This is a genomic window from Bifidobacterium sp. POST2/T3 (B1) (assembly GCF_058197115.1).
Genome location: NZ_JBVPQK010000012.1, coordinates 1 through 23,086, shown reverse-complemented (window position 1 = coordinate 23,086; position 23,086 = coordinate 1). Strand labels below are relative to the sequence as shown.

Sequence of the window (23,086 nt, the reverse complement as noted above, 5' to 3'; positions counted from 1 at the left end):
GCCTTTTCGGTAGTCAGATTGTTGGAGACCAATTTCCCCAAGTACGTGGATTACCAGTTCACGGCGCAGATGGAGAACGGCCTGGATATGATCGCCCATGGCAAGGAACGAGGCAAGGATTGGCTGACCCGGTTCTACTTCGGTTCGGGCCCGGGCGCTGCCCAGAACGCTGACCAGGCCCATCAGGGCCTACAGGAGCAGGTGGCCCAGCTGGGAGACATCGACGCCCGCAAGATCAATACCATCGAGATCGGTGATGGCCTGCAGGTGAGGGTCGGTCGCTACGGTCCCTATCTTGAGGATACGGCCGACCTGGATGCCGACGGAAACCCCAAGCGAGCCTCGTTGCCGCCCACCATGGCTCCGGATGAGCTGACAGTGGCGGCGGGCCATGAGCTGATCGCTGCAAATGCCGGCGGTCCCCGTCAGCTGGGCAAGGATCCGCAGACCGGCGGTCGGGTCGAGGTGCGCAAGGGTAGATTCGGTCCCTATGTGGCCCTGATTAGCCCTGAAGAGGAAGCAGCAGAGCAGAAAAAGTCGACCGGCAAGACTGCACGGACGACCAAGCAGACTGGTCCTAAGCCCAAGATGGCTTCGCTATTCAAGACCATGGATCCAGACACGGTCACCCTGGAGGATGCTCTGAAGCTGCTCAGCCTGCCTAGGACGGTGGGCAGCATCGAACTGACCGATGCCAAGACGGGAGAAACCAGCCAAGCCACCGTCACGGCCAGCAACGGCCGTTATGGCCCCTATCTGACGGCCACTAAGGCCGACGGCGGCACCGAGACGCGTTCGCTGACCGACGAGGGGCAGATTTTTACTATCGACCAGGCCGGTGCCAAGGCCCTCTTCGACCAGCCTAAGTACGGACGGCGTTCCCGGAGCGCTGCCAAGCCTCCTCTCCGTGAGCTGGGCACGGACCCTGACAGCGGCAAACCCGTCACCATCAAGGATGGGTTCTACGGTGTCTACATTACCGACGGGCAGACCAACAGAACCCTGCCCAAGCAGTACACGGCCCAGTCCATCGAGCCGGAGGTGGCCTTCCGCCTGCTGGCAGAGAAGCGCGCGGCCGGACCCGCCAAGAGGCGTGGCAGGACCACCCGCAAGTCGACTGCACGAAAGTCGGCGTCCAGCAAAATTACAGCTGGCAAGTCGTCTACTCGCGCCCGAAAAACCACAAAGAAGACAAAAACTTCCAAGACTTCCAAGACTACGGAGCATCAGGCATGAGCGATGGTTTGTTCATTTCCTTCGAGGGCGTGGATGGTGCAGGCAAAACCACCCAAGTCCAACAAGCACACAACTATCTGCAGGAGCGTGGCCTGCGATCTCTGGTCACTCGCGAGCCAGGCGGCACCCCCGTCGGATTGACCATACGGGAACTCGTTCTGCATGGATTGGCCGCTTTCCCCTCGGTTGCCGTGACCGGAGGTACCGATGTGGTTGACGCCTCCGACGATCTTGCCCCCAGGACCGAGGCCCTGCTCTATGCGGCGGACCGGGCTGAGCATGTAGCCCAGGTGGTGCGTCCGGCTCTGGAACGCGGAGACATTGTGCTCTGCGACCGTTACTTGGATTCCTCATTGGCTTATCAGGCCGGAGGCCGTGATCTGTCAGTGGATGTGATTCGTCGACTGAGTCTGTGGGCCAGTCAGGACCTTCTGCCCAAGCGCACCTACTTGCTGGACGCGGATCCGTCCCAGTCCAAGTCGCGTCTGGATCATGAGCCCGATCGGCTGGAATCGGTTGGCGACGACTTTCAACAGCATGTGCGTCAGGCGTTCCTACAGCTGGCGCAAAGGGAACCCGACCGGTTCCTAGTTATCGATGCCACCCAATCCATCGACCAGGTCTGGCAGATCATCCAAGACGATTTGGACAAGCTGATTGAAGGGCGCGAGCCGGATCTGCCGCAGGTCGACGATGATCTTTCTGACGTCGATGCTGAGAGTGACGAATCTGACGTTCAGGACGATGCCGAAGAGGATGAAGCTACGGCAGAATATAAGGACGATGAGCAGGCTGTCGGCTCGGACTGGACCGGGGCTGCGGATAAGTCCGATCAGGCATTGGATGCCGATGCTGACCAAGATGACCAGTCCATGGAGGCAGGAACAGCCGGCGGGGATGCTGACGACGATTCGGCCCCTGTGGGCTCCCGCGCTCGCTGGTTGCTCCGGTCCCGACTCTTGCGGAAGACCCGATGAGTGTCTGGGATGCCATTGTGGGTCAGCAGCCCACGGTCGATCTGCTCAAGCGGACGGTGGCCGCTCAGGCGCAGGGTCATGACGAGGTTGCGCAGTCCTGGTTAATTTGTGGTCCTCCAGGATCAGGGCGATCCAATCTGGCCCGAGCTTTCGCGGCGGCCTTGATCAGCCCGGACCAGGGATTGAGCGACCAGCCCACCCGTGTCACTCAGCAGGTCTTGGCCGGAACCCATCCGGATGTGACCGTACTATCAACCAATAAGGTCACCATCGGTATCAACGAGGTCAGGGATCTGATCATGACCTCGGAGCAAATGCCCTCAACCTCGCGCTGGCGGGTCATCATCATTGAAGACGTGGACCGGATGCTGGAACGGACCACCAATGTGTTGCTCAAGGAAATCGAGGAGCCGGCCGAGCATACCATCTGGCTTCTGTGCGCACCCAGCGCCCAGGATGTGCTGCCCACCATCCGCTCACGGACGCGGGTGCTCAACCTAGCGGTGCCATCCAACACCGCAGTGGCGGATTTCCTGACTGATCAGGTGGGGGTGGACCGGCCTCTGGCCGCCAAGGCCGCTCGTCTGGCTCAGGGACACATCGGCATCGCCCGTCTCTACGCCACCAGGGATCAGGTCCTGGCTGACCGTGACGAGCTGGTGGTGGGTCTGCTGGGGCTGCGGCGTGCTTCGGATGCTGTGATTCTGGCTGGCCGGGTGGTTGATGCGGCCCGGGATCAAGCCACCGCCACCGTGGACGATGAGGTGGCCAAGGATGAGCGGGAGTTTCGGCAGATCAACGGTCTCAGGGACAAGGAACGCATTCCCCGGCAGTTGCGTGGAGCCTACCATGCATTGGGGGGCAAGGATCAGGTCCGCCGACGGGTTACCAGACTGACCCGGGACGTGCTGGACCGCAACCTGAGTACCCTGGCCAGCGTTTACCGGGATGTGGACGTCCTGCAGAACGGCGCCGAAGAGAAGGCTGGCCTGGTCAATTTGGAGAATCGGGCGGCTATTGCTGATCTGTCCGTCAGACTCTCCAGACAGGGGGCCATTGACCGTATTCAGCTGATCGCCCGAGCTCGCAAGAGGCTGGCTGCCAACGGTTCGCCGCTCCTGGTCTTCGAGGCGCTCTTCTGTACCCTGCTGGTCTGAGTACGAACCTAACTGTTTATCAGGCGAAAGTGCCCGGCGAGGTCATGTCGCTGCTGCCAATTCTTGGCGACCAGGTCGATTCCCTACATTCCAGCGCTGGCGGCAGAGCCACGTGAGAGGGCAGAATGGACTGTCCCTTGGCGTCGACCAGCCGCAGTGCCTCCTGGACAATGTCATTCAGGGGAGCCTTGACTGCAGTCAAGGTCGGACTGCTGATCAGACAGGCTGGGCTGTCCACGAAAGCGGCCACCTTGACTTGGTCGGGAACCTGGAAGCCCAGTTGGTTACAGGCCATCAGAGCGCCCAGGGCCAGCGAGTCGTCCCCGCAGATGATGGCATCGGGACGGTCATTTCCCTCAGCGAGCATAGTCATGACGGCATCGTGGCCGCGGCGCATGCTGCAGGGGCCGAACTGGATCCAGTCCGGCTGAGGTGTCATGCCTAAGGTGTTGGTCAGGGTGGAGAAGGTCGTGAAGAGCTCAGTGGCCGCACTGGTGTTCAGTTCGCGGCTGAGATAGGCCACCGAATGCGCGTTCTGCTCGGCCAGGTGGGCGATGATCAGCCGCATGGAGGCCGCCTGGTCCATGCCGACCCAGCTGGTGTGGTAGGAGAGCGGTCTGCCACCGACCTGGACGATGGGTAGTCCGGACGGCAGGTCGACGGGCATACCGACCGGATCGTCGTCCAGCGAAGGAACGATGATGATTCCTTCGACTTGTCGGGCTGCCATGGACCTGATGGCCGCCTCTCGCTCCTGGTCGCCCCTGACGGATATGACCAGCAGGTAGCGACCCTGTTCTGTCAGCCTCCTGCTGAGCAGATCCAGTATGGACCCGTCTATGCCCGTGGAAGTGCCGCACAGGATCAGCCCTATGGTTCTGCTGCGGTCTGATCGGAGGGTGCTGGCAGCGAAGTTGGCCGAGTAGTTGAGCTTTTCAGCAGCAGCTCTGACTCTGCGGCTGATGTCGTCGTTCTTGCGTCTATGGCCGGAAAGGACGCGAGACACGGTCGCCGTCGAAACTCCGGCCAGGGCTGCGACGTTGGCAATGGAAGGCTTATTGTCCGCCGTGTGTCCCATCGTTTCCCTCAAAGGCCCTTTCCGTCGATGCCGGCTGCAGCTAGCGGCGGGTCACTCAGTCTGGGTCAGCTTAGTGACCAGGGAGTCGGCTACAGACTCGGCTTCGTCGCCCTCGACAGTCACAGTGACCTTGTCGCCCTTAGCGATGCCCAGACTCATGACCATCAGAATGCTGCCGGCATCTACTGGATTGCCCTCGCCCTTGGCTATGGTGACCTTGCAACCGCTGGATGCGGCGGCCTGCGAGAATTCCGAAGCAGGCCTGGCATGAATGCCGACCGGGTCGGTGATGACTGTGGAACGTTGCGCTGTTGCCATGGTGATCATCTCTCCTGAATATATGGCCGATCTTGTCGAACCGGCATGTCTAGTGGTGGATACGCTGGATATCCTACCACTGCAGTAGGGAAATTACAGAAAACGATTACCGTTGAAAAACGAATGAATATGTGTATACTGAACATCGTTGCATGAAGAACGTTTCCACTGCCGATGTTCAGTCCGCCTCAGGGGCGGCTCGCGTGCAGTGGCCAGGCACTAAGGAGTGCGACATGGAGATCCAAGGCGTGGGCATTGGCCGCGGCATCGCCGTTGGCCCGGTTATCCATATGGCGGCCGGACTGGACGTGCCCGGCGATGAGGCGAGACCTGAGAACCTGACGGCGGATGCTGAATTCGGCAGGGTCGAATCCGCTCTGGCATCGGTCAACAAGGACCTGCTCGCGCGCGCCAAGGCCGCCCAAGATGGGCAGGGGGCCAAGGACGCTGCTCCGATTCTGACAGCCCTGGCCCAGATGGCCCAGGACCCGGCTCTGAAGACCTCGATCCGATCTCTGCTTGACGGTGGCAAGACCGCCGAGCGTTCCGTCTATGAGGCCTTTGCCGACTTCGAGGAAAAACTCCAGGCAATCGGCGGCTACATGGGGGAGCGGGCCAACGATCTGCATGATGTTGGCCAGCGTGTCATCGCCCATCTGCTCGGTGTCCCGGCACCGGGCGTGCCAGAAAGCGACAAGCCATTCGTCCTGGTCGCCCCTGACCTGTCTCCGGCCGACACCTCCAGCTTGGATATGACCAAGGTTCTGGCCATTGTCACCATTGAGGGCGGTCCGACCAGTCATACCGCCATTCTGGCCCGGTCCAGGGGGATCGTCGCCGTCGTGGGCGCCCAGGACGCAGCCGGGCTGTCCGACGGACAAACGGTCATCGTCGATGCCGCTGCCGGCAGGGTGACGGCCGATCCGACCCAGGAACAGATTGAGAAAGCTGAGCAGGCCCGTCGCGAAGCGGATCAGGCCAAGGCTTTGCGGGGCCGCCCAGGCCAGCTCAAGGACGGAACAAGGATTCCCCTCCTGGCCAATGTCGGCAAGCCTGCGGATGCCGATCCTGCTCTGGAGTATGGAGCCGAAGGGGTTGGACTCTTCCGCTCGGAGTTTCTCTTCCTGGGCAACGAGCAGGCGCCCGGCGTCGAGGAGCAGGCCGAGGCCTATCGCGCTCTTCTTGAACGCTTCCCTGGTCGCAAGGTGGTCATCCGCCTGTTGGATGCCGGTGCTGACAAGCCGCTGCCCTTCCTGACGCAGGCCGATGAGCCTAATCCTGCCCTGGGGTTGCGTGGTCTGCGCACGCTCAAGGTCCACAGCCAGGTTCTGGAGGATCAGCTGGAGGCCCTTGCCCGGGCCGATGCCGAGACCAATGCCGACCTATGGGTCATGGCGCCAATGGTCGCCGACGAACATGAGGCTGACTATTTCGTACGTTTGGGCAAGAGCAAGGGGCTCAAGCGCGTGGGTGTCATGGCCGAAGTTCCTTCGATTGCACTGATGGCCGACAAAGTGGCCAAGGTGGCCGACTTCGTCAGCATCGGCACCAACGATCTGACCCAGTACACGCTGGCCGCCGACCGCACGCTGGGCTCGGTCGCCTCCTATCAGACCGCCTGGCATCCTGCCGTCCTCAGGGCCATCAAGCTCATAGCTGATGCCGGTCAGGCCAATAACATGCCTGTCGGAGTCTGCGGCGAGGCGGCTGCCGATCCTGACCTGGCCGTGGTTTTGGCAGGCATCGGTGTGACCAGCCTGTCCATGACTCCGGTCGCCCTGGATGATGTTCGCGCCGAACTGGCCAAGCACACCATGGAGGAAGCCAAGGCGCTCGCCGCCAAGGCTCTGGACGGAGAGTTCTACCATCCCCAGGGTTGGTGAGCAGCCGGCCGGATTTGTGCAAATCCATCGGATCCGGTGCAGTCGATCAAGTCAAACAGCACGAGCAAGGAGCAGACATGACAGATTTCCGAGCCTTCCTTCCCGACACATCCTTCGCCCTGGATGTACCAGCATCTGACTGGCGGGATGCCATCCGCAAGGCGGGCGACAGGCTGGTGGCATCCGGGTTCACCACAGATGCCTACACGGACCAGATGATCGAGACCGTCGAGAAGATGGGTCCCTACATCGTCATCGCTCCCGGTTTGGCTCTGGCTCATTCCCGGCCCAGCGAAGCGGTCCTGGGAACTGGCCTGAGCTGGGTAAGGCTGTCCACACCTGTTGAGTTTGGCAACAAGGCCAATGATCCGGTCTCCCTGGTAATCGGCCTGGCCGGACGGGATGAGCAGGAGCACCTGCAGGTGATGTCCGCCATCGCCGGTGCTCTGACCGACGCGAAGAAGACCGAGCAGCTGGCCAAGGCAGGCACACCTGACGAGGTTCGCGCCATTCTCGAATCGTGAGGATGACCCGCTTTTGCGGATCCCAGTATGGCAAACGCAAGAAGTAGTAGAAACAAACAAGGAACAAAGGAGCAACTCATGGATATTCTCTGCGTATGTGGCAATGGCATCGGCACTTCGGTTCTGCTCAAGGTCAACGTCGAGCAGGTGGCATCGGAGCTGGGCATGGATGTGACTGTGACCACCTCCGACGCGGGCAGCGCCAAGGGCACGGCCAACATGAACGACCTGGTGCTGACTTCGCCTCAGCTGGCGCCCGAGCTGGAGGGGACCACCACTCCGGTCGAGACCGTCCAGAACTTCATGGACAAGGACGAGATCAAGGGCATCCTGGAGCAGTACGCCGACTGATGAGTCCGGCGGACATTCATCATCGCCAGGCCGATGGAATACCCGCTCTTTAACTTGACAACAAGAGAGAAATAGTAAGGACAAACAATGAATGTCTTCCTTGCGGTGCTGAACTTCATCAGCCAGGAGATTCTGAATGTGCCCGCCTATCTGATTGGCATTGTGGCGGCCATCGGTCTGATCGCCCTGAAACGGAGCGCAGGCCAGGTCATTTCGGGCGCCCTCAAGGCGGCCATGGGCTATCTGATTCTGGGCGCAGGCGCCACCGTGGTTACCAATGCCTTGGACCCCTTCGGCAAGCTGGTCTTCAAGGCCACTGGCGCCCACGGGGTCGTCCCCACCAACGAGGTGATCGTGGCCCAGGCCTCCAGCCAGTTCGGTGCAGCCTCCGCCTACATCATCGTGCTCAGCTTCATCGTCATGATCCTGCTGGCACGGTTCACCCCGCTCAAGTACGTCTTCCTGACCGGCCACCATATGGTCTTCATGTCAACCCTGCTGGCCCTGGTCCTTTCGATCGGGTTCGGCAAGGGCAACAACCTGCTCATCGTGCTGATCGGCTCTCTGCTCATGGGCGTGATCATGGTGGCCATGCCCGCCTTCGCCCAGCCATACATGAACCGGGTGACGGGCAGCGACAAGCTGTCCATCGGCCACTTCAACACCTTGGGCTACGTGGTTTCGGGCGCGGTCGGCAGCGCCGTGGGCAAGAAGTCGCGTTCCACCGAGGATATCGACTTCCCCAAGGGGCTGAGCTTCCTGCGTGATTCCATGGTCTCCACCACCCTGCTCATGGTCGTCCTCTACCTGGTCTTCGCCGTCTGGACCGCCTTTGTGGTGCCGGCCAAGGCCGCCTTCGCCGTCTTCCCCTCCCATCCGGCCAACTGGGGATCCTTCTTCATGGCCGCCTTCGCCCAGGCCCTGCAGTTCGGCATCGGCGTGAGCATCATCCTCTACGGCGTCCGTATCATCCTGGGTGAGCTGGTGCCCGCCTTCCAGGGCATCGCCAACAAGGTGGTCCCCGGCGCTCGTCCTGCTCTGGACATCCCCATCGTCTTCCCCTACGGTGCCAACGCATCCCTGATTGGCTTCCTGGCCTCCTTTGCCGGCGGTCTGGTGGCCCTGGTCATCATCGCCGTCTGGCTCGGGCCCGTCTGGGGTCTGGCCCTGATTCTGCCGGGCATGGTGCCCCACTTCTTCGATGGCGGTGGTGCCGGTGTCTTCGGCAACGCGACCGGCGGCCGCATCGGAGCTGTGGTCGGCGGCTTCATCAATGGTCTGCTGATCACCTTCCTACCGGCCATCCTGATGACGGTTCTGGGCAGCTTCGGCCTGTCCAACGCCACCTTCGGCGATGCCGACTTTGCCTGGTACGGCACTGTGGTTGGCAAGCTGTCCCAGCTGGGCATCCCTGTTGGGGCCGTGGTCCTGGTGATTCTGGCAGTGGTGATCTTCGCCCTGGCCTGGGTCTGGCAGGTCAAGGTGGTCAACACCGGATGGCTGCCTGCCGCCAAGCATGCTGAGTTCATCGCCAGCGTCGAGGCTGAAGAGAAGGAGGCCAAGGCTCAGGCTCGTGCAGCCGCCAAGGCCGCTCGTGCACAGGCCAAGGCCGCCAAGGCCGAATAGGCATGCACAAGCTCGCCGTATAAGCGCCGGGAGAGGGGTATTGCTGATTCCTTTCTCCTAGTCCGATTTAGAGCCGCCCGGATCGTTTCCATGTGGAAGGATCCGGGCGGCTCTTGCACTTTTTGCGCAGGGTAGTGGAATTTATCGTGCGGGGTGCTGTTTGCGGCCGGTTTCACGGACGAACTTGACCTCGTCGGCTGGGCGGGCGAGAATCGAATCATGAGGATTATCACTGATTTCGGCACTATTCCCGATCGGTACGCCAAGCGCGCCCCTCAGTCCCTTACCCGCAAGGGACGTCCTGTAGTCTCCTTCCCCTTCCGGCTCGAGGATGTGCCCCAGGAGGCCCGCTACTTGCACTGGATGCTGGTGGATCCTGATTCCGTGCCCGTGTGTGGCTTCCCCTGGATTCACTGGTCTCTGGCCAACCTGCCCATCGAGGCTTTGCGTTCCTTGCAGCCTGAGGGGACCGAAAGCTCCGTGCTGGCGATTCCTGAGGACTTCTCCAGAAATTTGTCTAATCTGATTCCCGGTGTGCCCCAAGGGCGTACCTCGGCAGCCTCGCCCCTGGTTATGGAGGAGGAGATCGCTGATGATCCCGCCGTGCTTATGCGTTACAACGGCCCCACGCCTCCGGACCGGGTTCATGACTATGTGCTGTCGGTCTGGGCCACACAACAGGCCTTGCCCGGCTTGGAGGAGGGGTTCTGGCTCAATGCCCTGGCCCATGCCATCCATTCCGCCCAGCCGGTGGCTGCAGCAGCTCAGGCCTGGCTGCCAGCTGATGCCTGATCTGGTTGGGGCGGTGTAGCACTAGAGTGAGGCCATGCCCCAAGTGCGCAGACAGCCGTCATCCCTGCCTGCCCACGCAGTCGGGTGTAAAGGCATCCCCCGACTTCCGGACTGGTGATGACAGTTGACCACGACCAGACAAAGGAAGACGCTTATATGCCCTGCACCACGCTTCTGATAGGCAAGAATGCCAGTTACGACGGATCCACCATCATCGCACGGGATGAGGATTCGTCCAACGGAGAGTTTCGTCCCAAGCGCTTCGTATTGGTCGCTCCTGACCAGCAGCCGCGGCACTACCACAGTGTGATCAGCCACCTGGAGATAGATCTGCCCAACGATCCCATGCGCTATACCTCGGTGCCCGATGCTTTGCACAATCAGGGGCTCTGGGCTGCCGCAGGCGTCAACAGCGCCAATGTGGCCATGTCAGCCACCGAGACCATCACCACCAACGAACGTGTACTTGGTGCAGATCCGCTGGTTGAGCCCACACCCGCCCAGGGCCGTCCCGGGGATAAGGACTACCTGGCCGCAGTGCCCGGAGGCATCGGCGAGGAGGACCTGGTCACCATCGTCCTGCCTTATATCCACTCGGCTCGGGAAGGCGTCCAACGGCTGGGCTCCCTGCTGGAGCGCTACGGCACCTATGAGATGAATGGCATCGCTTTCAGCGACGTGGACGAGATCTGGTGGATGGAAACCGTGGGCGGCCACCACTGGATAGCCAAGCGCGTGCCTGATGATTCCTATGTGACCATGCCCAACCAGCTGGGCATCGACGAGTTCGATTTGGACGACGCCTTCGGAGATCAGACCGACCATCTTTGCTCGGCCGACCTGCGGGAGTTCATCGCCGACAACTACCTGGACCTGTCCGTGGAGCCAACTTCGCCCTTCAACCCGCGCGATGCCTTTGGATCCCACAGCGACTCGGACCATGTATACAACACGCCTCGGGCCTGGTACATGCAGCGCTTCCTCAACCCTTATGACGAGATCTGGGACGGGCCGGACGCCGATCACACTCCCACCAGCGACAACATCCCTTGGTGCCGTCAGCCTGAGCGGCTGATTACCGTGGAGGATGTCAAATACTTGCTCAGCTCTCACTACCAGGGCACACCCTACGATCCCTATGGGCGGACCGGCGACGAGCACACCAAGGGGCTTTACCGCCCCATCGGTATCAATCGCAACGACCAGCTGTCCCTGATTCAGCTGCGCCCCTACCAGCCTGAATCCTGCCGGGCCATCCAGTGGATTTCATACGGGTCCAACGCCTTCAATGCCCTGGTTCCCTTCTATGCAAATGTGGATCGTACGCCCGATTATCTGGCCAACACTACGGGCCGGGTTTCCACCGACAGCCTCTACTGGTCCGACCGACTGATCGCCGCCTTGTGTGACTCGGCCTTTGCCGGCACTCTGGCGGCAGTCGAACGTTACCAACAGGGCGTTGGCGCTGAGGGTCATCGCATGATTGCCGCCACAGATGAACAGGTGGCCCGCTTGGAAGGTGCCGATAAAGGCACTGACAACCCCGAGGTTCGCCAGGTGCTGGAGGCTGCTAACAAGGACATGGCCGACCTTCTGCGCAAGGAAACCGACGACCTGCTGAGTCAGGTGCTCTACACGGCCAGCATGGGCATGCGCAATGGCTACCATCTGTCCGACAACTGAGCCATCCGATTGACAAGGATCATAAAGGAGGAGAGCCTCATGACGGGCTTCGACGATTACGTCAGGCCATACGGTCTGTTTGACAAGATCGACGCCTTCGGCTACCTGAAGGATCTGCAGGATCATCCGGATATGCCGCGCAAGCATGGCCGGGTGCTGCTTGTTACCGCAGACACCCCGCTCAAGGCTTCGCGAGGGGAGGGCAAGACCACCACCACCATCGCGCTGATTGACGCCCTGCGCGCCCGGGGAGTGGATGCCGCAGCTGTCCTGCGTCAGCCCAGCATGGGCATTACCGCTGCCGGTTCCAAGGGTGGCGCCTCTGGTGGGGGCAAGTCCTCCCTGACCCATCCTGAGCTGGTGGACTGGGGTCTGTGCGGGGAGATGGGGGCCATTGAATCCGCTCAGAACCTGCTGGTCTCCTTTGCAGAGAAGGCTGTGGACGAGGGTCGGTTGGACACCGTCCTGGTGCCTAGGGTCAGCGAGGTGCCTTCGCGGTCCCTACGCCAGATCACCGTGGACCACGGCAAGGGCGATCTACCCGAACGGACCGTGTTGACGCCCACCTGTGAGCTCATGCAGATCGTAGTGCTCTCCCGGAGCATGGATGAGATCAAACGGCGCGTGGCCGCCATGGTCGCGGGGACCTTGGATGGCCGTCCCGTCACCTTCGGAGAGTTTGTGGACCTGTGGCGTATCACCGGCATTCTGACCGATGCGGTCAAGCCCGCTTTCACCCAGACCCTGGAGGGTTCTCCGGTCTACGTGCATGGGGGGCCATTCGCCAACGTCTCCATCGGCATTCCCAGCCTGGTGTCCGTGGAGATGGCCTGCGCCCGGCACGATGTGGTCGTCGTCGAGGCGGGCTACGGAGCCGATGCCGGCGCCCAGAAGTGGCTGGACATTGCTGCCCGAGAGTATGGGGCCCAGTGGCCGGCCGCCGCCGTGGTCGTCACCCGTGCCACCACCTGGCGGGACGATCCCAAGCTGAGCTGGCGTTATCCCTTCCACGTGCACCGTCTTGAAGGACTGGGTATCCCCACCTTCCCTCTGATCAACCTCTGGGAGGGCGAGGACGACCAGGTGGATTCCTTGCGGGAGACCGCCGACGGCCTGGGCTTCCGCAGGCCTATCGCGGGCAACCTCTTCCGGGACGGGGGCAAGGCCCTGGAGTCTCAGCTGGATGATTTGATCAAGGCCCTGCAGGAACCCGCGAAAGCCCAGAGGGATACAGCCAGCCTGCATGATATGTCCGTGCCGGATCGGATTCGCTGGATCGCCAAGAGCGCTTACGGGGTACCGGCTGATCGGGTCGTCGAGCGTGAGGGCTTCCAAGACAGCCTGCAGGCGGCCTCCGACCTGTGCAGCAAGGCTGGCATTTCCCTCGAGGATCTGGTTGTAGTGGCGGTCAAATCGCCGGCTACCATGACCGACGACGACCGGGCCGACCAGGACAAGCGCACAGTCACCCTAAAGAAGGTCGAGGCCCATACGGGTGCTGGCCTCCTGCAGGTGAATCTGACCACTTCCCTGACCACGCCCATGCCCAAGATCGTCTGAGCAGGCCATGCATATGGATTCGGCAGGCCTGTGACGCGCCGTGTTGCGGGCCTGCCGAAACCGTGTATAGTATCTACTTGGCTCTTGAAAGTGCCCTGCCCCTATAGCTCAGTTGGCTAGAGCAGCTGACTCTTAATCAGCGTGTCCGGGGTTCGAGCCCCCGTGGGGGCACAGAGTCAAAGCCCTACAGCCGCAAAGGCTGTGGGGCTTTTCCATTGCTCGGGGAATTCGTCTGGAACACGGTTTTGTTGGATATTCGTCGGATAAAAGTATCCGCAAAAGGAAAGCCACTCTGTGATGAAACGCAAAACCTATCGATTAATCAACAAATGCGTCTCAAGTCTGTCGTCTGCTGCTTTCCTTGGCCAAGGATCTCGGCCCTGGCGCACCGTTCCGTGCATGCTGAGCATAAAACCCGCAAGAACAGAAGCCGTTCATTTCTGACTGGTAGAAGGGTATGTGAGCCTTGCGCTGGTAATAGGAATCCTCTGCTGTCTGCAGGGGTAGGGGGGGGGGTTAAGCTGCCGCCTCCATAGTTGCTGGCTTGATTGTGTGGAGGCTGATCGCTTATTCGAGCGATCCCAGCGACCCCGGTCTGAATCCGTATGTGACCTGTTGCCGCGCTCACCTCGCCGGATTTTGCCTGTGCCAGGGGCCCGGGTCTTAGTCAAAGACTCGGAATATGGTGCCTGAGCAATACGGTATTTGAACACGCACGTTTAGACATCATATTGTCATGTTGTTATAATGTTCGCGGAATTCGAGGTTGAAGTTCCGGGGAGGCACTCTCCCACGATCATTCGCTCCGAAGCGGATGGGCTTCATCGTATGCGAGGAGGCAAATTGCTGAACGAGTATTTCCCGGAAGGCACCGTCATGTATAGGGACGGCGTAGCCGATTGGGAAGAAGCGGTGGACGTGGTCACTGGTCCGCTGGTTGATCTTGGAAGGATCAAACCCTCTTATGTCGATGCCATCAAGGCTTCGATACGCAAACCAGGCGGCACCTATATTGATCTGGGTCAAGGCATTGCCATGGCCCATGCCAGGCCCGAGGCAGGCGTTGTCACCACCTCTCTATCGGTGCTGAAGGTTGGCAGTCCCTTCCTGTTGGCCGATTCTCAGGACCACCCGATCAGCACGCTCTTCTGCCTGGCGGCGCAGGACTCGAACAGCCATCTAAGTCTGATGCAATCGCTGGCGACCTTCCTGAGTGACGCGAAGAATCAGGAACGGCTGGGCAAGGCCGCGAACGTTGAGGAATTGAGGACGATCCTCGAGGAAGAAAGGTAATCAACATGAAGATTCTGACGGTTTGCAGCACTGGACTGGGGTCGAGCTTCATTACCCAGCTCAATATTGACAAGGCGCTGAAAGAGCTTGGCGTGACTGGGGTCGAGACCAACCATAGCGATCTGGGTTCGGTCAACAAGGGCGATGCCGATATTATTTTTGTCGGGCGTGACATCGCTGATGCTGCCAAGGATCTGGGAGACGTAGTCGTTTTGAACAGTCTGATCGACATGAATGAGATCAAAGAAAAGCTTGCCGAGGCCCTGAAGCGCCATGGCATGGATGTTCCTGAAGGGGGGCAGGCGGCATGAACGGGGTATTAAAAGTCCTTTTGGACATTTTCCGACAACCTTCCGTCATCGTCGCGCTGATCTCCCTGCTCGGCCTGACTCTGCAACGCAAGTCTGCCACGGATGTCATGAAGGGGACCATACGCACGTTCGTGGGCTTTCTGGTCCTGGCCGCTGGCGCTGGCGTGGTGACCAACGCATTGACCCCCTTTGGGGATATGTTCCAGCATGCCTTCCATGTCCAGGGCGTTGTTCCCAATAACGAGGCCATAGTCGGCACGGTACTGGTCAAGTACGGATCCGTAGCTGCGCTCATCTTCTTCTTCGGAATGATTGTCAATATCATTCTTTCTGCAACGTCATATTTCAAATATGTTTACCTATCAGGACACGTGGCCTTCTATATGGCCACGATGATAACGGTCATCTTCGTGGCGGCAGGTTTCTCCACCTGGCAGACCCTGCTTTGGGGTTCAATCGCTCAGGGCCTGGTTGTGACCCTTTCGCCCGCAGTCGTGCAGCCTTTCATGAAAAAGGTGACTGGCACCGATGATGTGGCCCTGGGCCACACCGGCGGCTCGGGCATCGCCCTAGGTGGTCTGGTGGCTACGCTCACCCGTAGTAAGAAGCATCCCTCCAAATCAACTGAGGATATCAACTTCCCCAAGAACCTGGGCTTCCTGCGCGATACAACAGTCATCGTGGCCCTGTCCATGGCTGTGATCTATGTCATCGTGGCGCTCTTCGCCGGTCCCGGCTATATCGAGAGCAAGCTCAGCGACGGACAGAACTTCATCGTCTATGTGGTCTTGCAGGCCGCCACTTTCTCTGCCGGTGTCTACATCATCCTGGCAGGTGTTCGTGTGGTCCTGGGAGAGATTGTTCCTGCCTTCAAGGGCATCAGTGAGCACCTGGTCAAGAACGCCAAGCCTGCACTGGACGTTCCCGTCACCTTCACCTTCGCTCCTAACGCCGTTCTGATTGGGTTCCTGTCCAGCTTCGTCGGCGGCATCGTAGGCATGGCCATCATGGCCCTGGCCGGAACCACCGTCATCATTCCCGGTGTCGTGGCCCACTTCATGACCGGCGGTGCCACGGGCGTAATCGGCAACGGTGCAGGTGGTCGGCGTGGAGCCATTCTCGGTTCCTTCGTCAACGGCCTGGCCATAACCTTCCTGCCGCTCCTGCTTCTGCCGGTGCTGGGATCTGTAGGCAAGGGCGCCGCCACATACTCGGATGCCGATTTTGGTGTGGCCGGCATCTTCCTGGGCTACCTCAACAAGGCTGGCGGCCAGATTGCGATCATCGTGGGAATCATTGTTGTGCTGATCCTGGTCTATGTGGTCTCCTACTTCATGAACAAGCGCAAGAAGACCATTGCCGCTGCAGCTGACTCGGCTGACAAGGCCAAGGCCGTCGCCTGAATTGAATCCCCTGTCCAATCTGAGGCCGGCAGGGACAGCGATGGAGAGGGGTCATGGGACTAACGGACTTTTCAATATCAGTTCCATGACCCATCCGTAGCCGGAGAATATTGCTGCTTGGCTCCTGTATTGGGCAGAAACAGGTAGGGGCTTTTACAATCATTGAAGGCAGCAGGCCTCCGGTTAACGCAGGTCGCGGGATTTCGATTCATGAGGGCAATGAAATCAGGTGGATCGGTTTTGCAATGGTAGATGGAATTCCCAAGTATGTGTCCGTGCGAGACCATTTGCGCGGAAGCATCAAACGGATGAAGGATGGGGCGCAGCTGCCAACGGAGTCCGAACTTTGCACACGCTACAACGTCAGTCGGATTACGGTTCGTCATGCCATAGAAGATTTGATTCGTGAAGGGTTGATTGTTCGCAGTCAGGGCAAGGGTACCTTCAAGTTGAAGTCGCCTTCATCCTCTCGTGAGGTGATTAACGGCCACATCAGTGGATTCTGGCGCCAGCAGCGTGACCTAGGCAGAACAGTCAAGACCCGGGTGCTTGGCAACAGAATTGTCAAGAATGCCGATTTTGCGTCCAAGTTGGGTATCGATGCTGATGCAGACCTGATCGAACTGGAACGACTGCGTTATGTCGATGGCAATCTGCATCAATATGTTTGCACCTACCTGTCGGCTGTCCAGTTTCCGGAAATACTTGAGCATGATTTCTCCGATGGCTCCCTCTATAGCTTCATCGAGGAACAATACGACGTCAGGCTCGCCAGAAACGAGGTTGTGGTCCGCATCGAGAATGTCGATCCACGGATCGCCGGATACTTTCATGTGGACAGGGGTCGGCCCGTGCTGGCCATGGACTCCACCGTCTTCGACGGATTCGGTTCGGTGGTGGCATTCGGCATAGCTCTTCAACCGCCTGCATATTCCGAAATAGAGTTCGTCATCAACAGCATGCCGGGCTCCAGATGATCACCGCGCTCAGAGAGGTCGTCAACGGTTAGTGGTCATGACTTCGAATGTGTCTGCTGCGTTTCGGCCATTTCGCCCCTGCTTCTGCTGCCGGGCTGCTTTTGAATGGCCTCATTTGCTTGTGCGTCAGGCTTGAATGGTTCGTCCTGCAGTGGATAGTATTGAACATATATGCCCGATTCCTCGCAATGAGTGCATCGGAGATGGGAAGGCAGGTACGACCATGGGGCGTCTTCAAGGCAGGAAAGAGCGCGAGCCGTTTGTGCTCGAGCATGCCAGTATCGCGACCGGTGATGAAAAAGGCACGGTCCAGAAGGATATGTCTGTTCTGGTGTCCGCGGACGGCCGGATAGAGCAGGTCTGCCCGACCCCGCTGGCCTACGTGCCCTCCGGATATCACCGAATCAACGCTACGGGCAAGTTTGTGGCACCTGGACTCATCAATGCCCATACCCATCTCTTTGCCGACGGCAAGCCCTTGTCTGGCGGTACTGACCTGTCGCCGCGTGTGGTCGATGCCGGTTTGAAGGTAATGCACAGTCCTGCAGGCAAAGTCATTATGGATGCCAGGATCAAGGGCAACGTTTCCACGCTGTTGAACTCGGGAGTAACGACCATTCGTACCTTGGGTGATGTGGGCTATGAGGCGGTTCGTCTGCGCGACAAGATCGATGCCGACGAGCTGACAGGCCCGCGCATGCTGGCTGCTGGCCCTCTCCTGGCGATTCCCGGAGGGCATGGCGATCCCTTCATCGCCCTGTCCTGCTCCTCTCCAGAAGAGGCCAGGCGTCGGACCAGGGAGAACCTGGACCATGGGGTCAATGCCATCAAGGTGGCTGCGACCGGCGGCGTCACCGATGCCACCAAGCTTGGCGAGGCCGGCAGCCCGCAGATGACCGAGGAGGAGATGGCCGCCGTCTGCGATGAGGCCCATGAGTTTGGTGTGTTGGTCGCAGCGCATGCCCAGAGCCCCGAGGGTGTCAAGGCCGCTCTCAAGGCAGGTGTGGATACTATCGAGCATGGCAGCGCTCTGGATGACGAGATGATTGGGCTCTTCCTTGACAATCCGCGCTCGCTTCGCGGCTTCTCGGCTTTGGACCCCACCCTGTCCGCCGGACTGCCCCTGGTCAAGATCAGTCAGCAGGAGCTGGGGATCAACGATATAGTTCGCGGCAATTCTGAGCTGGTCGTTGACGGCATGGTCAAGAGCGCCAAGCAGGCTCATGAGAACGGCATTGCCGTCGGAGTCGGCACCGACACAGGCATGACCTTCGTGCCCCAGTACGGTACTTGGCGAGAACTCGATTATCTGGTGCGGTACGCGGACTTCACCCCGGCGCAGGCCTTCCACGCCGCCACTCAGGTCAATGCCCGAAACCTGGGCTTCGATAATGTCACCGGTTCGGTCGACACGGGCAAGGATGCAGATCTGATCGTCCTTGACGAGGACCCTGCCAAGAATGTGCGGACCCTGGCTGATCCCAAGCTGGTAATCGTCCGCGGCAAGCCGGTATGGCGGCCTGAGGTCAAGCACTTCGAGGAGATCGATCGCCTGCTCGACAGCTTCTGATCATTTGCTTTAGGGCCATTCAGAAGCGTGCAATAGTTTGGCCGGCTGATGGCTTCCCGATGACCGGGTGGTATGCAAGCATGTCGGTATGCAAATGGGAGAACCGAGAGTGGATCAGGTCGGCCCGGCCAAGGTTGTAGGAAGGTTGGCACCTTCGCCGACTGGGCGAATGCATCTGGGCAATATCTATGCATGTCTGGCGGCCTGGCTGGGTGTCAGGTCGCAAGGGTCTTGCGGGGTTCTGCGGCTTCGCATTGAAGACATAGATACGCCGCGTGTGGTCAAGGATGCCGATCGCTGGATCATGGACGACCTGGCATGGTTGGGATTGGATTGGGATGGCGAGGTGGTCTACCAGTCCCAGCGCGCTGATACTTACAGTCAGGGTTTGAAATTGCTGGAATCGCAGCGATTGATTGGCGGGCAGTCTCTGGTTTACCCCTGCTTCTGCTCCCGTGCCGACATCCGCGCGGCATCGGCGCCGAATGAAGGCGACGGGTTCATTGTCTACCCGGGCACCTGCCGAGGACTTTCCCCTCAGGTGGTCAGTGAAAGGCTGGCTCGGGCGCAGCGGCACAGCCTTCGGATCGCAGTCCCTGATCAGCCCTACGAGTCGGATGCCACCTGTCGCTTCGACGATCTGATTTTTGGCCCGCAGTCCTTCAACTTGCCCAGGCAGGTCGGTGATGTGGTCGTTCAACGCTCGGATGGCTTGGTTTCCTACCAGTTGGCGGTGACGGTGGATGACCTGGCCATGGGCGTCAATCAGATTGTGCGAGGACGGGACCTGCTGAGGTCCACGGCCATTCAGATGTGGATCCGGAATCATCTTCAGCCGCAGGCTCCTCGTGTTCAGTATGCGCATCTGCCTCTGATTGACGGCGTGGACGGCAGAAGGATGTCCAAGCGCTTCGGATCGCCGGATCTGGGATCGCTCAGAAGAGACGGCTGGACGGCAAGGCAGGTGCTTGGGGTCTGTGGATGGCTCCTGGGACTCATGGATCGACCCAGACCCGTGAGTGTGCAGGAGCTGCTGGATGGTTTCACGTGGAACATGTTGGCTGCTGACCGCAAGGACAGGAAGCTGGATCTGAGCAAGCTGAACGTTTCCGGAGCAAAGCCGAATCTTTGAGTTCCCGGTACTCAGCCGCGCCGATCATTTACGGCGTGTGTTTACCTGTCGGCTTTCAGGCTTACGGGAATTATTGTTTAGTGACTGCTGCACAGCAATATTCGTGACCGTACAACGTGACTCATCGATCCTGGTTCATTAGTTTTGCCGTTTGGTGCTCGGGATCGGAGCGAATTTCGGTATGAGCCACTGGCTACCATGGCCTCAGTCAAGGCTTCCGGATTTTAAGGAGGTAGCGGGTCATGGTCGCCTATATGGACCACAAGGATCTGGGCAATCGGCAGATCAGCAGGGAACGAGCTGGGCAGATCGCGGATGGGGTCAAGCGTGTAGCTGAAAGAATCGCCAAAGCGGAGGACTCCGCCGGTCGAAAAGAAGGCTCGGTGACTCTGCTGGCGGCCACCAAGACCCGCGATGTGGGCGAAATCATGGCAGCCATCGATACCGGGGTGCGTCGGATTGGCGAGAACCGTCCTCAGGAAGTCACCGCCAAGGCCCAGGGGTTGTTGGAACTTTGTCGGGACAGGGGGTTGTCCCTCGGCACTGCCACTACAGACAGTGATTCATCAAGCGCCAGCGTTGGCTTCCATCTTATTGGGCAGCTCCAATCCAACAAGATCAATAAGATCCTGCCATATGTCGACACGGTCGAGTCGGTCGACGGGCTCTCGCTGGCTCGGAAGCTGGCCACGCGGGCACTGGCTGCGGGCAGAACTGTGGGCATACTCCTGGAGATCAACGAGTCCGGCGAGCAGGCCAAGTCGGGATGCGCTCCCGACCAGGCCCTGGATCTGGCTTATGAACTGGCTGCCATGGAGGGGATTCATCTTAAGGGTCTGATGACCGTCGGTGCACATGTGGATGATGAGGCTGTCATCAGGAGCGGATTCGCTCACCTGCGCGGTCTGCGCGATCGCATCAGGGATTCGGGGGAGCCAGGCACTGACACCTGCACCATGCTGTCCATGGGAATGACCGGAGACATGGAGTATGCCGTGGCTGAGGGGTCGACCGAGGTCCGTGTAGGCACAGCCATCTTCGGCCCGCGGGCTTTTATCTGACCAGCCACTGCCTGTTTCGGAACCCGATTCTGTTAAGAGGACCGGCCTGGGGCTAGACTGTGCCCTATGAGAATCGCGCGTTTTTCCTACAAGGACACCCCACGATACGCTTTTGTCCAAACTGACAAGCAGGACGGCAAGGACTATCTGGTTGAGCTGAGCGGCTACCCCCTGACCGGCCAGCAGGTCGAACCCACCGGTCAGCGCTACCCTCTGGACGACGAGGATGTGCGGCTGCTGGCTCCGGTCATCCCCTCCAAGATCTACGGCGCTGCCAAGAACTACCGCGCCCATGCCGCCTACATGGCCGAGCATGGCCAGTCCTCGAATCCGGAGCCTCCGGAGAATCTCATGCTCTTCATGAAGCCCTCCACCTCAGTCATCGGCCCTGACGATCCCATCGTCAAGCCCTCTTACAGCAAGGACATGAACTATGAGCCCGAGGTTGCCGTCGTCATGGGCAGGATGGCCCGGAAGGTGAGCGTCAACGAGGCCATGGACTATGTGCTGGGCTACACCTGTGTCAATGACGTAACCCTGCGTGACCTGCAGAAGAACGATCCTATGTGGACCCGTTGCAAGGGCTTTGACACCGCCTGTCCCCTCGGGCCCTGGATCAAGACCGACCTGGACTATCGTGACGCGAAGATTTCCTTCAAACTCAACGGGGAAGAGGTGCCTGAGGCCAGCGGCACCACCGCTAACCTGATCCATTCCATTCCTGAGCAGATCGCCTTCATCTCCAGCTTCGCCACCCTGCTGCCCGGTGATGTCATCATGACCGGCACGCCGCAGGCCACAGGTTCCCTGAAAAACCGAGACGAGGCCACGGTTCAGGTTGAGGGAATCGGATACCTGCGCAATGTGGTCATCGACGAGTAGCGAATAGCAGGAAAACAAGCGATATAAAAACTTGAGTCGTTTAGGCTCAAGTTTGGGAATAGGCATCCTCCTTTCGCTGTTGTAGAAGGCAGATGAACCCGTGACGGGGTCTGGTCGAATGATTCGGCTGGCCCCGCCGAAGAATGTTGGAGGATGCTCTATGAACGAAAACTTCACCACCATGGCTCAGCAGGCCATAGGCGATGCTATCCAGTCGGCCTCGGCGGCCGGCAACCCCCAGGTGGATGTGCTCCATCTGTTGGACTCCCTGTTGCGTCAGCAGTCCGGAGTGGTGCCTGGACTGATTCAAGCCGCTGGTGGTGACAGCCAACGGGTCGGAGCCGAGGTCCGTCAGGCCCTGGTGGCTCTGCCGTCGGCCAGCGGATCCACGGCATCGCAGCCCGATGCCAGCCGTCAGCTCAGCATGGCCTTGGCTCAGGCAGAGAAGGAAATGCAGGCCATGGGGGACGAATACGTGTCCACCGAGCATTTGCTTATCGCCATTGCCCAGGGTCCTTCGCAGGCTGCCGATATTCTGAACCGGAACGGTCTGCAGGCGGATACCCTGCGTAAGGCCGTGCCCCAGGTGCGCGGCGGTGCCAAGGTGACCAGCCCGGATGCCGAGGGCACTTACAAGGCTCTGGAGAAGTACTCCACCGATCTGACCGCCCAGGCCAAGGAGGGCAAGCTGGACCCGGTCATCGGCAGGGATCAGGAGATTCGTCGTGTCATGCAGATCCTGTCCCGGCGGACCAAGAACAACCCTGTCCTTATCGGCGAGCCTGGCGTGGGTAAGACAGCCGTGGTCGAAGGCCTGGCCGAACGCATCGTAGCCGGCGACGTGCCTACCACCCTGCAGGGCAAGAGGCTAATCTCCCTGGATCTGAGCTCCATGGTGGCTGGCAGCAAGTACCGTGGCGAATTCGAGGAACGACTCAAGGCTGTTCTCAACGAGATCAAGAGCGCCAACGGTCAGGTCATCACCTTCATTGATGAGATCCATACCATTGTCGGTGCTGGTGCCGCAGAGGGATCCATGGATGCAGGCAACATGCTCAAGCCCATGCTGGCCAGGGGAGAACTGCGCCTGATTGGCGCCACCACCCTGGACGAGTACCGAGAGAACATCGAGAAGGACCCGGCTCTGGAGCGCCGCTTCCAGCAGGTCTTCGTGGGCGAGCCCTCCGTGGAGGATACCGTGGCCATCCTGCGTGGTCTCAAGCAGCGTTACGAGGCTCACCACAAGGTGACCATCGGGGATGATGCCCTGGT

The 23,086-nt window shown here is 59.9% G+C and carries 20 protein-coding genes, 1 tRNA gene and 1 pseudogene; 20 read left to right on the top strand and 2 right to left on the bottom strand.

The window, feature by feature from the left end:
* The 3 genes and pseudogenes from AC0AP0_RS01435 to AC0AP0_RS01425 form a co-directional block, all read left to right on the top strand.
* The coding region (locus AC0AP0_RS01435) for a topoisomerase C-terminal repeat-containing protein (protein ID WP_490429046.1) at positions 1-1,236 on the top strand (1,236 nt) is incomplete at its 5' end.
* A pseudogene (tmk, locus tag AC0AP0_RS01430) lies at positions 1,233-1,886 on the top strand (dTMP kinase); the annotation flags it as partial. The gene AC0AP0_RS01435 and the pseudogene tmk, both read left to right, overlap by 4 nt.
* Before the next feature lie 323 nt (positions 1,887-2,209).
* Positions 2,210-3,370, top strand: a complete 1,161-nt coding sequence (locus tag AC0AP0_RS01425) for a DNA polymerase III subunit delta' (protein WP_490429044.1) — start codon at positions 2,210-2,212, stop codon at positions 3,368-3,370.
* Between the two features lie 19 nt (positions 3,371-3,389).
* Here the strand turns inward: AC0AP0_RS01425 and AC0AP0_RS01420 are convergent, their stop codons facing one another.
* Both AC0AP0_RS01420 and AC0AP0_RS01415 read right to left on the bottom strand, forming a co-directional pair.
* Positions 3,390-4,448, bottom strand: a complete 1,059-nt coding sequence (locus AC0AP0_RS01420) for a LacI family DNA-binding transcriptional regulator (protein WP_490429042.1) — start codon at positions 4,446-4,448, stop codon at positions 3,390-3,392.
* 51 nt (positions 4,449-4,499) lie between these two features.
* Entirely contained in the window at positions 4,500-4,766 is a 267-nt protein-coding gene (locus tag AC0AP0_RS01415) for an HPr family phosphocarrier protein (RefSeq protein WP_490429041.1), read from the bottom strand.
* A gap of 233 nt (positions 4,767-4,999) precedes the next feature.
* Here AC0AP0_RS01415 and ptsP point away from each other — a divergent pair, with 233 nt between their 5' ends.
* From ptsP to AC0AP0_RS01330, 17 genes are all read left to right on the top strand, one after another.
* Positions 5,000-6,649, top strand: a complete 1,650-nt coding sequence (ptsP, locus tag AC0AP0_RS01410; protein WP_490429048.1) for a phosphoenolpyruvate--protein phosphotransferase — start codon at positions 5,000-5,002, stop codon at positions 6,647-6,649.
* 77 nt (positions 6,650-6,726) lie between these two features.
* On the top strand, positions 6,727-7,173 hold the full coding sequence (locus AC0AP0_RS01405) for a PTS sugar transporter subunit IIA (protein ID WP_490429039.1): 447 nt from the start codon (positions 6,727-6,729) through the stop codon (positions 7,171-7,173).
* Between the two features lie 78 nt (positions 7,174-7,251).
* Entirely contained in the window at positions 7,252-7,524 is a 273-nt protein-coding gene (locus AC0AP0_RS01400; RefSeq protein ID WP_024626949.1) for a PTS sugar transporter subunit IIB, read from the top strand.
* 87 nt (positions 7,525-7,611) lie between these two features.
* A complete protein-coding gene (ulaA, locus tag AC0AP0_RS01395; protein WP_121912909.1) occupies positions 7,612-9,150 on the top strand; it encodes a PTS ascorbate transporter subunit IIC in 1,539 nt (512 codons plus the stop codon).
* 219 nt (positions 9,151-9,369) lie between these two features.
* Positions 9,370-9,942, top strand: a complete 573-nt coding sequence (locus AC0AP0_RS01390; protein WP_490429035.1) for a YbhB/YbcL family Raf kinase inhibitor-like protein — start codon at positions 9,370-9,372, stop codon at positions 9,940-9,942.
* A 156-nt stretch (positions 9,943-10,098) separates the two neighbouring features.
* Positions 10,099-11,625, top strand: a complete 1,527-nt coding sequence (locus AC0AP0_RS01385) for a C69 family dipeptidase (RefSeq protein WP_490429033.1) — start codon at positions 10,099-10,101, stop codon at positions 11,623-11,625.
* 39 nt (positions 11,626-11,664) lie between these two features.
* Positions 11,665-13,185 (top strand): formate--tetrahydrofolate ligase, encoded by a 1,521-nt coding sequence (locus AC0AP0_RS01380; protein WP_490429032.1) that lies wholly within the window; start codon positions 11,665-11,667, stop codon positions 13,183-13,185.
* Positions 13,186-13,282: 97 nt separating this feature from the next.
* Positions 13,283-13,356 (top strand) — tRNA-Lys (locus tag AC0AP0_RS01375).
* A 672-nt stretch (positions 13,357-14,028) separates the two neighbouring features.
* Positions 14,029-14,478: a PTS sugar transporter subunit IIA gene (locus tag AC0AP0_RS01370; RefSeq protein WP_232348691.1), complete on the top strand. Its 450-nt coding sequence runs from the start codon at positions 14,029-14,031 to the stop codon at positions 14,476-14,478.
* 5 nt (positions 14,479-14,483) lie between these two features.
* Positions 14,484-14,789 carry a PTS sugar transporter subunit IIB gene (locus AC0AP0_RS01365; RefSeq protein ID WP_046323441.1) on the top strand — a complete coding sequence of 102 codons (306 nt, stop codon included), beginning with the start codon at positions 14,484-14,486 and terminating at the stop codon, positions 14,787-14,789.
* Positions 14,786-16,192, top strand: a complete 1,407-nt coding sequence (ulaA, locus tag AC0AP0_RS01360) for a PTS ascorbate transporter subunit IIC (protein ID WP_144177678.1) — start codon at positions 14,786-14,788, stop codon at positions 16,190-16,192. Before AC0AP0_RS01365 ends, ulaA (AC0AP0_RS01360) begins: the two co-directional genes overlap by 4 nt.
* Positions 16,193-16,302: 110 nt before the next feature.
* Complete coding sequence (locus AC0AP0_RS01355) at positions 16,303-17,169, top strand: GntR family transcriptional regulator (RefSeq protein ID WP_490429030.1); 867 nt, start codon at positions 16,303-16,305, stop codon at positions 17,167-17,169.
* 223 nt (positions 17,170-17,392) lie between these two features.
* Positions 17,393-18,739, top strand: a complete 1,347-nt coding sequence (locus AC0AP0_RS01350) for a metal-dependent hydrolase family protein (RefSeq protein WP_490429028.1) — start codon at positions 17,393-17,395, stop codon at positions 18,737-18,739.
* Between the two features lie 94 nt (positions 18,740-18,833).
* Positions 18,834-19,871, top strand: a complete 1,038-nt coding sequence (gene gluQRS / locus AC0AP0_RS01345) for a tRNA glutamyl-Q(34) synthetase GluQRS (RefSeq protein WP_490429026.1) — start codon at positions 18,834-18,836, stop codon at positions 19,869-19,871.
* A 242-nt stretch (positions 19,872-20,113) separates the two neighbouring features.
* Positions 20,114-20,932 carry a YggS family pyridoxal phosphate-dependent enzyme gene (locus tag AC0AP0_RS01340; protein ID WP_463603791.1) on the top strand — a complete coding sequence of 273 codons (819 nt, stop codon included), beginning with the start codon at positions 20,114-20,116 and terminating at the stop codon, positions 20,930-20,932.
* 66 nt (positions 20,933-20,998) lie between these two features.
* On the top strand, positions 20,999-21,814 hold the full coding sequence (locus AC0AP0_RS01335) for a fumarylacetoacetate hydrolase family protein (protein ID WP_463603792.1): 816 nt from the start codon (positions 20,999-21,001) through the stop codon (positions 21,812-21,814).
* A 160-nt stretch (positions 21,815-21,974) separates the two neighbouring features.
* On the top strand, positions 21,975-23,086 hold a 1,112-nt coding region (locus AC0AP0_RS01330; protein ID WP_490429023.1), incomplete at its 3' end, for a Clp protease N-terminal domain-containing protein.